Genomic DNA, 12,501 nt, shown 5'->3' on the forward strand with positions numbered 1-12,501 from the left:
CTTTTCAGATATTCAGCCTTCGCGAGCAGGCTCGCTCCCACAGGGGACTTGGGATGCGCAAAACCGTACCTGACCACCCCATCAACGAATAAGCTGAAACCTTTGAAATTTCAGAGCATTGAGAAAACTGGTACGGCTTGTGCAAACGTTTGCGTAACGTCAATACCAACGTTTTCGTAACAAAACCGTACAAGCCCACGGAACACGGGCCTCGATCCGCAAAAAAAGGACTTTGAATGCACGCCGCCTCATCTTTTCGCGCACCTTTTGCGCGCACGCTTGCTGTTTCCCTGCTACTGACCGGCGTTACCGGACTTCTCAGCCATAGCGCACTGGCGCAGCCGGCAACCAAAGAGGAATCCGCCCAGGGCGAAGCCCTCAGCCCCGAAGCCAGTCCGCCGAAAAAAGGCGCGTACCTCTCAGACTGGTACAACCAGGACCTGACCCTGATCGGCAGCAAAGACATCAGCTTCGGCCCGCAACCGGCCGACGACATCTACCTGGAATACGAGTACTTCGGCCGCAAAGGTCCGTTCGAGCTGTACGGCTACATCGACATTCCGAAGATCTTCAACATCGGCAACAGCCACGACAAAGGCGTGTGGGATCACGGCTCGCCGGTGTTCATGGAGCACGAACCGCGCATCTCCATCGACTATCTCGCCGGCCGCAGCCTGGCCATCGGTCCGTTCAAGGAATGGTATGTGGCGTTCGACTGGATCTACGACCACGGCAGCCGCAAGGAGAACCGCGCCAACACCCTCTACAGCGGTTTCGGCACCGACATCGACACCCATTCGCGGGTCAATCTGTCGGCCAACCTGTACGGGCGCTATCAGTGGGAAAACTATGGCGCCAGCAATGAATACTCGTGGGACGGCTACCGCGCCCAGCTCAAGTACATCGTGCCGATCGACACTTTCAGCAACGGCGCCTCGCTGACCTACATCGGTTTCACCAACTTCGATTTCGGCTCGGACATGCACAAGGACAACCCGGCGCGCACCGCCAATGCGACGGTGGCGACTAACGTGTTGCTCTACTCGTTCACCCATTTGCGCTTCACCCTGGTCGGCCGTTATTTCCACAACGGCGGCAACTGGGAAGACGGCAGCGAGCTGAATTTTGGCGACGGCAATTTCCGCGCACGTTCCAACGGCTGGGGTTACTACGCCGGCGTCGGTTATCAGTTCTGAATCAAGGAGTTTTCCATGCAAGCAATGATGCGTTTGACCCTGGCCGGTGCGGCCCTGCTCTCCTCCACCGCATGGGCGGTCGAGGCGCCAATTCAACCGAAAGTCATGCTGATCACCATGTTCGCCCCCGAGGCGCAGCATTGGATCGATCGCCTGGAACTGAAGCAGGAAGTCCGTGTGCCGGGCCTGTCCGCCGAGTACCCGAGCATCCGCTGCAATGCGCAGCAGGTGTGCCTGCTGACCACTGGCATGGGCCAGACCAACGCCGCCGCCTCGACTCTGGCGTTGGCCTTGTCGCCGAAATTCGACCTGCGCAAAAGTTACTTCCTGATCGCCGGTATCGCCGGCATCAGCCCGAAACACGGGACCATCGGCACCGCCGCGTGGGCGCATTATCTGGTGGAATTCGGCACGCAATGGGAGATCGATTCGCGCGATGCGCCATCGAGTTGGCCGACCGGTTATCTGGGCATCAACACCAAGGGCCCGAACGAAAAACCGCCGCTGGACTACAAGACCGAGGTCTTCGAACTCAACCCGAAACTGCAGGCCAAAGCCTTCGCCCTGAGCCACAAGGTCGAGCTGAGCGAAAGCAAGGAGTCGGCGGCGTGGCGTCTGAAATATCCGTCGGCGCCAGCGAATCAACCACCGGTGGTGACACGCTGCGACACATTGGCGGGCAACACCTGGTTTTCCGGCACGCGCCTGAGCGAACGGGCCGAGGTCTGGACCAAATTGTTGACCGATAACAAAGGCGAATATTGCACGACGCAGCAGGAAGACAACTCCACCTATGAGGCCTTGCTGCGCGCCAGTCGCGAAGGTCTGGTCGACGTGCAACGTCTGGCCGTGGTGCGTGCCGGCTCCGATTTCGATCGCCCTGAGCCGGGCGGCAGTGAAGTGGACAACCTGCTCAAATACGCTGATCAGGGCGGTTTCGTGCCAGCGCTGGAGAACCTCTATCGCGCGGGGAATCCGTTGGTGCAGGACATCCTGAAAAACTGGTCGGCGTGGGAAAACGGCGTCCCTGCTTCTTAAGACCAACATAGATCCCTGTGGGAGCTGGCTTGCCAGCGATGACGGCGGAACAGGCGAGGAAGAACTAACCTGAACTGACGCTATCGCTGGCAAGCCAGCTCCCACAGGTTGCCGGGTGTCAATGAGATTTAAGGTGTATCAGGGAATAAGGATGATCTTATCGCCGCCGCCCTGATTGACGTTGGCGTAGCGCGTCAGGCCTTCGGCCAACGGCGCCTCGACCAACCCCTGCGGCAGCGGCAGCAAGCCTTCATCGAAGAACCGACCGAACTGCTCCAGCATCGCCGCACAGGCTTCAACGCCATACAGCAAAGAATTGATCCCGACCACCGAACCGCCCTTGCGATACAAGGCCAGCGCCGGCAATTGCACATGCCCGTCCACCGGTGCGGCGATAATCGCGATCCGGCCGAAAGTGGCCAGTGCCGCCACCGACGCCGGCAGCCAGAAGCCGGTGGTGTCAAAGATCACATCGGCACCGCCGCGATACACCGCGTTGACCTGCGCGCCGAGGTCTTCAGGGTTATCCAGCTGGAGTGTCTGATAACCCTGCGCCTGCAATTGCGCCACCTGCTCCGGGCGTCGCGCCGCTGCCAGCAACTGCGCACCACGCACTTTCGCCAGGGCCAATGCTGCCGTCGCCACCGCACCGCCGCCGATCACCAGCAAGCGTGTTTCGGTGGTTACCAGGCTACGTTCCAGCGCATCCCACGCCGTGGTGTAGGGCACGCCAAGGCTGGCGGCCTGGGTGAAACTCAAGTGCGAAGGTTTGTGTGCCACGCCATTGGCCGGCAGTTTGACGAACTGCGCGTGGGAGCCATCAGCAAAAAAGCCCAACTCACGACCAGTGCCCCAGACTTCCTGGCCGATCAGCGCCTGCGGTCCTTCGACGACGACCCCGGCGAAATCCCGACCGGGAATCCGTGGCAGCGTGGTGTACGGAAAACGCCCGAGAACATTTTTCACATCGCTGGGGTTCAGACCGGCAGCCTTGATCTGCACCAGCACTTCGCCTGCGCCGGGTAGCGGGGTTGGCACCTCTACATAACGCAGGGCAGACAGGTCGCCGGTTTTATCGAATTGCAGTGCTTTCATGAGGACATCCACCGAAGGAGAAAAAGAATTCAGGACAACCAACCCGCGACCAGCTGCCGGCCCATCGGCCACAACTGCTCACCCGCGAGCATGCCGAGCAGACCGACCAGCGCAATGGCCGGTGGCGCGGGGGAACGAAAATCCAGCGCGCCGTACAACAGGCCGACGCCCAGACCGATGGCCAGCGAAATCAGGTAGTTCATGGAGAGGAACTCTGCCGTTTGAAGGGAATGGGCAAAGTCTAGGGAATCGGCCGGGATGGCATCGGCCAAGGACTTCTGAATTTCGGACAAACCTGGCGCAGTCGCCACAAAACCATGTGGGAGCTGGCTTGCCAGCGATAGCGGATTGTCTAAGACGATGATGCTGGATGTGCTGACGTCATCGCTGGCAAGCCAGCTCCCACAAGGTTCTGTGCAGGTTCAGGATATAGCGTCGTTACAGCGTAAATTGTGAGGGCGCCACGCCAAGTTCACGGCGGAACATGTCGCTGAAACTACTGGGTGAGTAGCCGAGTTCGCGCGCAATCACACTCACCGCCACGCCCTGAATCAACGCCGCCACCGCCGTCGCCAGTTGTACCTGCCGCCGCCACTCGGCGAAGCCCATGCCGAGGCTGTCCTTGAACAACCGCGCCAGGGTGCGCACGCTGGCCCCGGCATTTTCTGCGTGCTGCTCGAACGGAATCTCCAGCGACGGTGCCGCCATCACTGCCTGGCACAGGTTCATCAGACGCCGGTCGGAATCATCCGGCATGGGGATCTTCAATTGCGAACGCCTTGCGCGTTTCAGCTCCAGCAAGGCCAGGCCGACCAACGCCTCGTAGTAGGCCGGTTCACCGTTGTCGCCCTGCTCCACCAGCCCGACAATCAACTCGCGCAGCAAACCACCGACCTCGATCACCTGCACCGTCTGATCCAGCGTCGCCGCCAGCGCCGGGCGCAGATAGATATTGCGCATCTGCAGATCCGACACCACCCGAATCCCGTGCGGTACCCCGGGCGGCAACCACACCGCACGCTGTGGCGGCACCACCAGCGCCTCGTGCGGGGTCTCGACCCACATCACCCCGCTCATCGCATACAGCAACTGACCCCAGACATGCTCGTGCGGCTCGATAAACAAGCCGCGCGGATAGGTGCGCGCCAGCGGTTGCACGGGCACATCGGTGTCACTGAGATCAGGCGGAGCGGCAAGGGCCATGGCGAGCATTCATTGGGGTTGGCGGGACACCCATGGTAACCAGTGCGCCACGGCGTCGCCAACGATAGAGACCGTCGGACAATCCGAATGAATTTTCCCGGTGCGCCGCGATCCCTCTAATACTACAGGGAGGAATACGGGCTTTATGAACAACGCAAAACTCTATGTCATCGAATACACCCTTCACGGCACGCCCAAGTCCTTCATTATCCGATCGGACAAGATGGACAACGTCGAGGCGTGGCACTGGGCGAGCTGCGACGCCGGCGTCGGTCGCATCCCGCGCTTTGGCCGTGAGAAGGTGCAGAAGACCAGCAAGCCGATGGCAGAAAAATTCGGCGTGGAAAACGTCGTGTGGCGACCGACCAACTGAACCCGTCGCCGTGACCGTAAAAGGGGAATCGCCCGATGAACGACACTTATCACCCGGCCCGACTCGATTACGGGCTGACCACCTTCTTCGGCCAAATCACCAAAACGGTGGATTGCGAGGTCGGGCTGGAAACGGTTCCCGATGACCCTTATCGGTTCACTTTGTGCGTAAAGGCGCCGGTTCCGGATGATCTGGATCAGGCGAAGATCATTGTCGTCAAGGTCAAGGGACGAACGCTGCAAGGCACGGTGAGGCATTTCGAGCGACGGGATGATAAAAGTCTGAAACTGGAAGTGGAGCCTGATTAGGCTCCACTTTTTTTATGTGTCGCTCGTCATCCGTGAGCGCATTTACAGCCCTTGGTTGAACACTCTTCGCCACTTTTGTGGTGGTGGGCGCAGGCTTCACAGCAATAGTGTTTGCCGTGAACTGCATAGGAATGATCGCCTTCTTTGATCGTGCACTTGCAAGCGGGGCAATCGCATTTTTTATCAGGCATGGGACAGACTCCTTGGGTGGTGGTTGTCTGGGGCTTGAAGGGCAAGCCCTAACATCCAGTGTAGGAGCTGCGGCAGGCTGCGATCTTTTGATTTTGTTTGGGATTGGGATTGGGGGCATATCCGTTGCTGCGGGTGTTGCCGCTGGCGGTTTCGCTCTTACAGCGACTCACTTTTCCAAACGCCGAAAAGTAAGCAAAAGGCTTTGCCCCTGGCGTACGGCACTTCGCTGAGGCTCAGTGTTCCCTCACTACGGTGTCCATCCGGGGGCATCGCCTACGGTTTGCTTCGCTGCACCTCCTCTCGATGTATGCGGCTGCGCCGCACGGCGCTGCGCGCCTACCCCCGGATGAACACCTCCGCTCGGCCTGCCGATGGGGCAAAAAATCAGAAGCCAAAGCCAGATCAAAAGCCAGATCAAGAGCCCCTCACCCTAGCCCTCTCCCGGAGGGAGAGGGGACTGATCGGGGTGTTTGGGCGAGCTACGCCGACGTGCGATACCGAGTCGAACTCAGGCTCAAAAAAGCAAACAAATCGGCCCCTCACCCTCCCAGAGAGAGAGGGACTGATTGAGGTGTTTGGGAGAGGTACGCCGACATGAAATACCGACTAGAACTCAGATTTTGAAAAGCCCAAAAATCGGCTCCCTCTCCCTCGGGAGAGGGCTGGGGTGAGGGGCAGCAACAACGCAAACCCAAAGCCGACCGCACGCTTTTCCACCACTCAACAGGATGAGCGTTAGCTCGGCTGCAGCTTTTGATCTGTAAGGCGACGTCGGAAGGCTGAGTGGAGGGATTGATCCGGGCGTGGGAGCGCAGCGACCGTTTGGCGCAGCCAAACACAGCGAGAGGAGGTGCAGCGAAGCAAACCGTAGGCGCTGCGCCCGGATCGATCCCGGAGCGAAGGAACCCCGAGCTTTAGCGAGCGGGCCGCACGCAGGAGCAAGCCTTTTTGGTTACTTTTTCGGCGCCCCTGGAAAAAGTGACCCGCCGTAAGGGCGGAACCCTAAGTAGCCGTGACCGCAGCAACGGATATGTACTCAACCCAACCCAACCCAACTCACCCAACCCGACGCGAACTCCTATACATAAACACCAAAGCCAACCCCAAACACCCCATCGCCAAAATCCTACTGGAAGAAAGCTCAATCGCCGGATTCCCCAGCCAGCCAAAATTATCAATCAACATCCCCATCCCCAACTGCCCGACAATCACCGCCACCGTCGCCACAGCCGTCCCCACCACAGGCACCGCCCCGACCATCACCATCATGTAGACCACACCAAACAGCGCCCCGGTCAACTGCCACTTCGGCACATCCAAAAGGCTCACCGCATGCGCCGGCTCAAAAAACAAAATCAACAACCCCGTCGTCACGGCACCCACAACGAACGTCAGCAAACTACTGCGCAACACCCCAACGCTCTCGCCCAGACGCCCATTGATCGCCGCCTGCACACTCAACACCGCACCGGCCAACACCACCACCGCCAACAAAATAACCAGACTCATCACTTAACCCCGCGCAATCAGAACAAGTGCCGCCACAATCAACCCCAACGCCAGCCACCGCTCGGCATTGACCTTCTTGCGCGTCGCCCCGAACCAGCCGAAGTGGTCGATCAACACACTCTTGCCGACCTGCCCGGACAGAATCGCGATCATGGTCATGGCAATGCCGATATGCGGCGTGGCCAACGTCAGCACCACCACATACATCGGCCCCAGAAAACCGCCAATCAACTGCCAACGCGGCAGATCGGTCAGTGCCGGGCCTTTTTGCGGGCCGGCGAACAACAGCAGCAAAAACAGAATCGCCGAGCCGACACCAAAGATGCTCAAAGTCGCCCACAGATGCCCGACCTGCACGCCCAACGGCCCGAGCAAACCCGCCTCCACCGACAAGCCCATGCCCGCGAGAATCACCAATGGCAGCAGCAACAAGCGCAGCCCCGATTTCGTCGCCGGTGCGCTGACGCTCACCTCATCCAACGTCTGCATAAACAACATTCCACTCAAGTAAACGATGGCGCGGATTATCGGCTGGCGCCGCTGTGCGATAAATGGGAGCATCCGGACAACACTTTTGCGTAACTCGCACAGCAGGATGATATGCACGGGCTTAACGAACTCGGATTCAAGGCGCTAAGGCTGTTTGTCGCGGTGCTCGATCACGGCAGTTTTTCCGAAGTCGCCCGCCGCGAAGGCGTGGCGCCCTCCTCGATCTCCCGGCAGATCCAGTTGATGGAGCAGGCGCTCAATCAGCAATTGCTCTATCGCCACACCCGAGCGGTGACGCCAACCGAAGCCGGGCGCATGCTCGGTCACCATGCGCGGCTGGTGCTGGTGCAATTGGAGGAAGCCGAGCAGGCTTTGCAGGAACAGCAAAGCGAACCCACTGGACTGGTGCGCATCAACGCCCCGGTGGTGTTCGGCCAGCGGCATCTGACGCCGTGGCTCGGCCAGTTGTGCGCGCGCTATCCGAAGCTGCAACTGGATATCCAGCAAACCGACCATTACGTCGACCCGTTGCAGGAAGGCGCTGACCTGCTGTTTCGCATCGGCCCGCTGCACGACTCAAGCATGCAGGCACGGATTCTCGCGCCGCATCGCTTTCAGGTCGCGGCCAGCCCGGCGTATCTCAAGCGGCACGGCACGCCGCAGAAACCTGAAGATCTGGCGCAACACCAGTGCCTGGCTTACAAAGGCGCGGCCGGCCAGCAGCGCTGGTTTTTCCGCCGCGATGGCGAAGACTGGACGCCATACTCGGTGAAAGGCCCGATCACCGGCAACCACGCCGACACCCTGACCCAGGCCGCCGAACAGGGTTTGGGGCTGGTGATGTTTCCGTCATGGCTGATTGGCGAAGCAGTGCGCGACGGCACGCTGGTGCCGGTGTTGGGGGAATATCAGGTATCGAACAGTCTGGAGCCGCAGCAGATTGCGGTGTTGTGGCCGGGGAGCCGGCGGTTGTCGGTGAAGGTGCGCACGGTGATTGATTTCTTTGTCGAGTGCTTCGGTGAAGTGCCTTACTGGGATCGTCCCTGAAAGCTGAAAATCAAAAGCCCCTCACCCTAACCCTCTCCCAGAGGGAGAGGGGACTGATTGGGGGATATTGCAGGAATGCACCGACCTGAAAGCTCTGCTGTGAATCCATAATCGACTCGATTTCTCAGGTCGATGTACAACGCAATACGCCTCGGTCAGTCCCCTCTCCCTCCGGGAGAGGGAACTGATTGGGGGATGCTGTGGAATTACGCTGACCTGAAACAGCTTTACCGAATCCATAATCGACTCAATCTTTCAGGTCGATGTATGGCGCAAGACACCTCGGTCAGTCCACTCTCCCTCTGGGAGAGGGAACTGATTGGGGGATGCTGTGGAATTACGCCGACCTGAAACAGCTTTACCGAATCCATAATCGACTCAATCTTTCAGGTCGATGTATGGCGCAAGACACCTCGGTCAGTCCCCTCTCCCTCTGGGAGAGGGCTAGGGTGAGGGGCTTTTCAGGCTGTCAGATCCGGAACTGCCCGACCAGTTTGTCAAGACGCTGCCCAAGCTCCGCCAGACTGCGCGACGTCTGCGCGCCCAACTGCGTTTCATCGGCCACGCTGTCCACCGCCACCGCAATCTGATGCACGCTGCGGTTGATCTCTTCGGCCACCGCCGTCTGCTCTTCCGCCGCACTGGCGATCTGCGCGTTCATCGAATTGATCGTCGCGATCAGCTCGGCCATCGCATCCAGCGAAGCACCGGCCTGATTGGCTTGCTGTGAGGTGCCGTCACCCGCTTCGCTGGAACGGCGCATCGCTTCCACCGCTTGCTGCGTGCCCGCCTGCAAACGATCGATCATGCCCTGAATTTCCTGAGTGCTGATCTGCGTACGGCTGGCCAGTGCCCGCACTTCGTCCGCCACCACCGCAAAGCCACGCCCGGCCTCACCAGCCCGCGCCGCTTCAATCGCGGCGTTGAGCGCCAGCAGGTTGGTCTGCTCGGCGATCGAGCGGATCACCCCGAGCACGCCGACAATCGACGTCACGTCCTGCTGCAGGCTGTCGAGCGACACGCCACTGCTGCGGATGTCATCGACCAACGCATGAATCTGCTTGATGCTGCCGGCCACCACGCGTTTCGCGCTCTGGCCTTCTTCGTCGGTCTGTTGCGCGGCGACGGCGGCGTTCTGCGCGCTCTTGGCCACTTCCTGGGCGGCAGCTGACATCTCGTTGATCGCGGTGGCGACCTGATCGGTCTCGTGGCGCTGACGCTCCATTGCCTGATCGGAACGCTGGGCCTGATCCGAGACTTGCGTCACCAGCCCGGTCAGTTGCGTGGTCATCTCGGTGATCTGCCGTACCAGGCCATGAATCTTGTCGACGAAGCGGTTGAACGAGCCGGCCAGTTCGCCCAGTTCATCCTGGCTGGTGATGTTCAGCCGACGCGTGAGGTCACCCTCACCCGCCGCGATGTCGTCGAGGTTGGCTTTCATGAGGGTCAACGGGCGCAAAATGGTATTGGCCAACAGCATCCCCGCCGCCGCAATCACCAACAGCACCACCACCGCGACGCCGACGATGCTCAGCACCACGCCTTGCATGCGTTCCTGCACCTGCGCTTCGACCAGCGCCACTTGCGCTTCGATGCCGTCGAGGTTGACCGACGTGCCAACGGCCATGTCCCACTTGGCCAGGTATTCGGTGTAACCGAGTTTCGGCACCAGCACATTGGCGTTGCCCGGCAGCGGCGAGCTGTATTGCAGATAGTGGGTGCCGTCCTTCGCCACGCTCACCAGGCCGCGGTTGACGTAAACGCCGTTCGGGTCGCGGTTGTCCTTGAAGCTTTTGCCCACGCCTTCGGGGTCGTTGGCCTTGAACAGGCGCACGGTCTCGGAGTCGTAGCCGAAGAAGTAGCCGTCCTTGCCGTAGCGAATGCCGGAGAGCAGTTTGATCGCTTGGGCGCGGGCCTCGTTATCACCCGGCGCGGCCGCGTCGTACAGCGGCTTAATGGTGGTCATGGCCACGGCGACGTAACTTTGCAGGGTGGCTTTGGCGTCGCCGAGCAGGCGTTCGCGGGTCTGTTCGACCTCTTTGTGCGCCTGTTCCTGGAGGATGAACAGCGTGGTCAGACTGATGACCAGCGCAAAGAGCAACACCGGGAGAACGGCGAGGGACAGGACTTTAGCCTTGAGGCTCAGGCGCATTGTAGGGGCTCACTCTTTTGGTTTTATTGGCGTGGTTAAAGGCTTTAACGGCACGCGCAAGCAAAAGTTGAGCTTCGGTATGAGGATCGTTCCCACGCTCTGCGTGGGAATGCAACCCCGGACGCTCCGCGTCCAACAACGTGACGCAGAGCGTCACAAGAGGCATTCCCACGCAGAGCGTGGGAACGATCACCGCTGGGGTTCAGAGGACCATCGCGGCCACCCAGCCGAACGCCAGCAACGGCAGGTTGTAATGCAGGAACGTCGGCACCACGGTGTCCCAGATGTGGTGATGCTGACCGTCAATGTTCAAACCGGAGGTCGGGCCGAGGGTCGAATCCGAGGCCGGCGAACCGGCATCGCCCAACGCACCGGCGGTGCCGACGATGCAGACAATCGCAATCGGACTGAAACCCAGTTGCACGCACAGCGGCACGAAAATCGCCGCCAGAATCGGCACCGTGGAAAATGACGAACCAATGCCCATGGTCACCAGCAATCCGACCAGCAGCATCAACAACGCGCCGACGCCCTTGCTGTGATTGATCCACGACGCCGACGACTCGACCAGGGTCTGCACCTCGCCGGTGGCCTTCATCACCTCGGCGAACCCGGAGGCGGCGATCATGATGAAGCCGATCATCGCCATCATCTTCATGCCCTCGGTGAAGAGGTCATCGGTCTCGCGCCACTTCACAATGCCCGACACCGAGAAGATCAGGAAACCGACCAGCGCGCCGATAATCATCGAGTCCAACAACAGTTGCACGATGAACGCAGCGGCAATCGCCACACCGGCAATCATCAGGCTCAGCGGGTTGTACTGCACCGCCACTTGCTCGACCTGCTCGATCTTCGCCAGGTCGTAGACACGCCGCTTGCGATAAGTGATGAACGCCATGGCCAGGCCGAAGACCATGCCCAGCGCGGGAATGCCCATGGCGTGGGTGACATTGATACCGCTGATGTCGACACCGCTGCGCGCAACATTTGCCAACAGAATTTCATTGAGGAAGATGTTGCCAAAACCCACCGGCAGAAACATGTACGGGGTAATCAGACCGAACGTCATGACGCAGGCGATCAGGCGGCGGTCAAGTTGCAGCTTGGTCAGTACATAAAGAAGCGGCGGTACCAGCAGCGGAATGAACGCGATGTGGATCGGCAGAATGTTCTGCGAGGCAATCGCCACCACCCACAACAGGCCGATCAACAGCCATTTGACGCTGCCACCGCCGGTCGCGTGCTGACGATCGACCATCGCCAGGGCCTTGTCGGCCAGCGCATGGGCCAGGCCGGACTTGGCAATCGCCACGGCGAAAGCACCGAGCAAGGCGTAAGACAACGCCACCGTCGCCCCACCGCCCAGGCCGCTGTTGAACGCCTTGAGCGTGGCGTCGATGCCCAGACCACCGGTCAGGCCGCCGACCAATGCGCCGACGATCAGGGCGATCACCACGTGCACGCGGGACAAGCTGAGAATCAGCATGACGCCGACCGCCGCTATGACTGCATTCATTTCACTACCTCAAAAAACACTGCGGTGGAAAACACACCGTCAGACAGGATGAGTCCGCACAGGTTGACCGGCGGATTTGCAAAGAGGGTCTTATTAGAAGGGCGCGCACTGTGAATGAAGCAGCGGCAAGCTGCAAGTCACAAGCTGCAAGCTTTTGCGTTTTTTCGCTTGCAGCTTGCGGCTCGGAGCTCAAGAAAGCTGCTCTTGGGCCGTTACAGTGCAAAGTCTCAGATATTTATCGAATAAGGACGTCTCCATGTCGCTCAGACAACTTTCCATCCAATGGAAAATCACCCTGCTCGCCGGCCTCTGCCTGGCCGGTATCGTGACCCTGTTGGTGGGTCTTTCGCTGTATCGCATGGAGCACAGTTCTGAACTGG

Annotated in this window: 13 protein-coding genes and 1 pseudogene; 5 read left to right on the forward strand and 9 right to left on the reverse strand. The window is 59.9% G+C overall.

Translation table 11 applies throughout. The features are described from left to right. The first annotated feature begins 236 nt into the window (after window positions 1-236). Both QZR14_RS12695 and QZR14_RS12700 read left to right on the forward strand, forming a co-directional pair. Window positions 237-1,196 (forward strand): nucleoside-specific channel-forming protein Tsx, encoded by a 960-nt coding sequence (locus tag QZR14_RS12695; RefSeq protein WP_250606537.1) that lies wholly within the window; start codon window positions 237-239, stop codon window positions 1,194-1,196. A gap of 15 nt (window positions 1,197-1,211) precedes the next feature. Then, window positions 1,212-2,234: a purine-nucleoside phosphorylase gene (locus tag QZR14_RS12700; RefSeq protein ID WP_311996743.1), complete on the forward strand. Its 1,023-nt coding sequence runs from the start codon at window positions 1,212-1,214 to the stop codon at window positions 2,232-2,234. 138 nt (window positions 2,235-2,372) lie between these two features. Here the strand turns inward: QZR14_RS12700 and QZR14_RS12705 are convergent, their stop codons facing one another. The 3 genes from QZR14_RS12705 to QZR14_RS12715 all read right to left on the reverse strand — a co-directional run bounded on the left by QZR14_RS12705 (window position 2,373) and on the right by QZR14_RS12715 (window position 4,541). Continuing rightward, window positions 2,373-3,329: a quinone oxidoreductase family protein gene (locus tag QZR14_RS12705; RefSeq protein WP_311996744.1), complete on the reverse strand. Its 957-nt coding sequence runs from the start codon at window positions 3,327-3,329 to the stop codon at window positions 2,373-2,375. A gap of 29 nt (window positions 3,330-3,358) precedes the next feature. Continuing rightward, window positions 3,359-3,532: a DUF1427 family protein gene (locus QZR14_RS12710; protein ID WP_007969534.1), complete on the reverse strand. Its 174-nt coding sequence runs from the start codon at window positions 3,530-3,532 to the stop codon at window positions 3,359-3,361. A gap of 235 nt (window positions 3,533-3,767) precedes the next feature. After that, on the reverse strand, window positions 3,768-4,541 hold the full coding sequence (locus tag QZR14_RS12715; RefSeq protein WP_250606534.1) for an AraC family transcriptional regulator: 774 nt from the start codon (window positions 4,539-4,541) through the stop codon (window positions 3,768-3,770). 136 nt (window positions 4,542-4,677) lie between these two features. Here QZR14_RS12715 and QZR14_RS12720 point away from each other — a divergent pair, with 136 nt between their 5' ends. Further along, the gene (locus tag QZR14_RS12720; protein ID WP_250606533.1) at window positions 4,678-4,905 is read left to right on the forward strand and encodes a DUF6555 family protein; all 228 of its coding nucleotides are present in this window, start codon (window positions 4,678-4,680) and stop codon (window positions 4,903-4,905) included. Between the two features lie 35 nt (window positions 4,906-4,940). Continuing rightward, window positions 4,941-5,213, forward strand: a complete 273-nt coding sequence (locus tag QZR14_RS12725; protein ID WP_311996745.1) for a hypothetical protein — start codon at window positions 4,941-4,943, stop codon at window positions 5,211-5,213. Between the two features lie 26 nt (window positions 5,214-5,239). Here the strand turns inward: QZR14_RS12725 and QZR14_RS12730 are convergent, their stop codons facing one another. From QZR14_RS12730 to QZR14_RS12740, 3 genes are all read right to left on the reverse strand, one after another. Continuing rightward, entirely contained in the window at window positions 5,240-5,404 is a 165-nt protein-coding gene (locus QZR14_RS12730; RefSeq protein ID WP_250606531.1) for a metallothionein, read from the reverse strand. A gap of 1,057 nt (window positions 5,405-6,461) precedes the next feature. Beyond that, on the reverse strand, window positions 6,462-6,914 hold the full coding sequence (locus tag QZR14_RS12735; RefSeq protein WP_250606881.1) for a DMT family transporter: 453 nt from the start codon (window positions 6,912-6,914) through the stop codon (window positions 6,462-6,464). A gap of 3 nt (window positions 6,915-6,917) precedes the next feature. Beyond that, complete coding sequence (locus tag QZR14_RS12740; RefSeq protein WP_095051024.1) at window positions 6,918-7,403, reverse strand: DMT family transporter; 486 nt, start codon at window positions 7,401-7,403, stop codon at window positions 6,918-6,920. A 111-nt stretch (window positions 7,404-7,514) separates the two neighbouring features. Between QZR14_RS12740 and QZR14_RS12745 the strand changes: the two genes are divergently transcribed. Further along, entirely contained in the window at window positions 7,515-8,450 is a 936-nt protein-coding gene (locus QZR14_RS12745; RefSeq protein ID WP_250606882.1) for a LysR family transcriptional regulator, read from the forward strand. A 469-nt stretch (window positions 8,451-8,919) separates the two neighbouring features. Here QZR14_RS12745 and QZR14_RS28055 read toward each other — a convergent pair whose 3' ends face one another. The 3 genes and pseudogenes from QZR14_RS28055 to QZR14_RS12755 all read right to left on the reverse strand — a co-directional run bounded on the left by QZR14_RS28055 (window position 8,920) and on the right by QZR14_RS12755 (window position 12,121). Further along, entirely contained in the window at window positions 8,920-9,741 is an 822-nt protein-coding gene (locus QZR14_RS28055) for a methyl-accepting chemotaxis protein (protein ID WP_442967403.1), read from the reverse strand. Window positions 9,742-9,825: 84 nt separating this feature from the next. Continuing rightward, window positions 9,826-10,602: pseudogene (locus QZR14_RS28060) on the reverse strand (cache domain-containing protein); the annotation flags it as partial. A 202-nt stretch (window positions 10,603-10,804) separates the two neighbouring features. Then, on the reverse strand, window positions 10,805-12,121 hold the full coding sequence (locus QZR14_RS12755; protein WP_016987944.1) for a Na+/H+ antiporter family protein: 1,317 nt from the start codon (window positions 12,119-12,121) through the stop codon (window positions 10,805-10,807). Window positions 12,122-12,501 lie beyond the last annotated feature (380 nt).

The organism is Pseudomonas sp. rhizo66 (genome assembly GCF_031931925.1).
Classification (GTDB): domain Bacteria; phylum Pseudomonadota; class Gammaproteobacteria; order Pseudomonadales; family Pseudomonadaceae; genus Aquipseudomonas.

Excerpts from the sequence above, each read along its gene's own strand:
- QZR14_RS12695 (WP_250606537.1), top strand. The coding sequence starts at position 237 with ATGCACGCCGCCTCATCTTTTCGCGCACCTTTTGCGCGCACGCTTGCT.
- QZR14_RS12700 (WP_311996743.1), top strand. The coding sequence starts at position 1,212 with ATGCAAGCAATGATGCGTTTGACCCTGGCCGGTGCGGCCCTGCTCTCC.
- QZR14_RS12705 (WP_311996744.1), bottom strand. The coding sequence starts at position 3,329 with ATGAAAGCACTGCAATTCGATAAAACCGGCGACCTGTCTGCCCTGCGT.
- QZR14_RS12710 (WP_007969534.1), bottom strand. The coding sequence starts at position 3,532 with ATGAACTACCTGATTTCGCTGGCCATCGGTCTGGGCGTCGGCCTGTTG.
- QZR14_RS12715 (WP_250606534.1), bottom strand. The coding sequence starts at position 4,541 with ATGCTCGCCATGGCCCTTGCCGCTCCGCCTGATCTCAGTGACACCGAT.
- QZR14_RS12720 (WP_250606533.1), top strand. The coding sequence starts at position 4,678 with ATGAACAACGCAAAACTCTATGTCATCGAATACACCCTTCACGGCACG.
- QZR14_RS12725 (WP_311996745.1), top strand. The coding sequence starts at position 4,941 with ATGAACGACACTTATCACCCGGCCCGACTCGATTACGGGCTGACCACC.
- QZR14_RS12730 (WP_250606531.1), bottom strand. The coding sequence starts at position 5,404 with ATGCCTGATAAAAAATGCGATTGCCCCGCTTGCAAGTGCACGATCAAA.
- QZR14_RS12735 (WP_250606881.1), bottom strand. The coding sequence starts at position 6,914 with ATGAGTCTGGTTATTTTGTTGGCGGTGGTGGTGTTGGCCGGTGCGGTG.
- QZR14_RS12740 (WP_095051024.1), bottom strand. The coding sequence starts at position 7,403 with ATGCAGACGTTGGATGAGGTGAGCGTCAGCGCACCGGCGACGAAATCG.
- QZR14_RS12745 (WP_250606882.1), top strand. The coding sequence starts at position 7,515 with ATGCACGGGCTTAACGAACTCGGATTCAAGGCGCTAAGGCTGTTTGTC.
- QZR14_RS28055 (WP_442967403.1), bottom strand. The coding sequence starts at position 9,741 with ATGACCACGCAACTGACCGGGCTGGTGACGCAAGTCTCGGATCAGGCC.
- QZR14_RS12755 (WP_016987944.1), bottom strand. The coding sequence starts at position 12,121 with ATGAATGCAGTCATAGCGGCGGTCGGCGTCATGCTGATTCTCAGCTTG.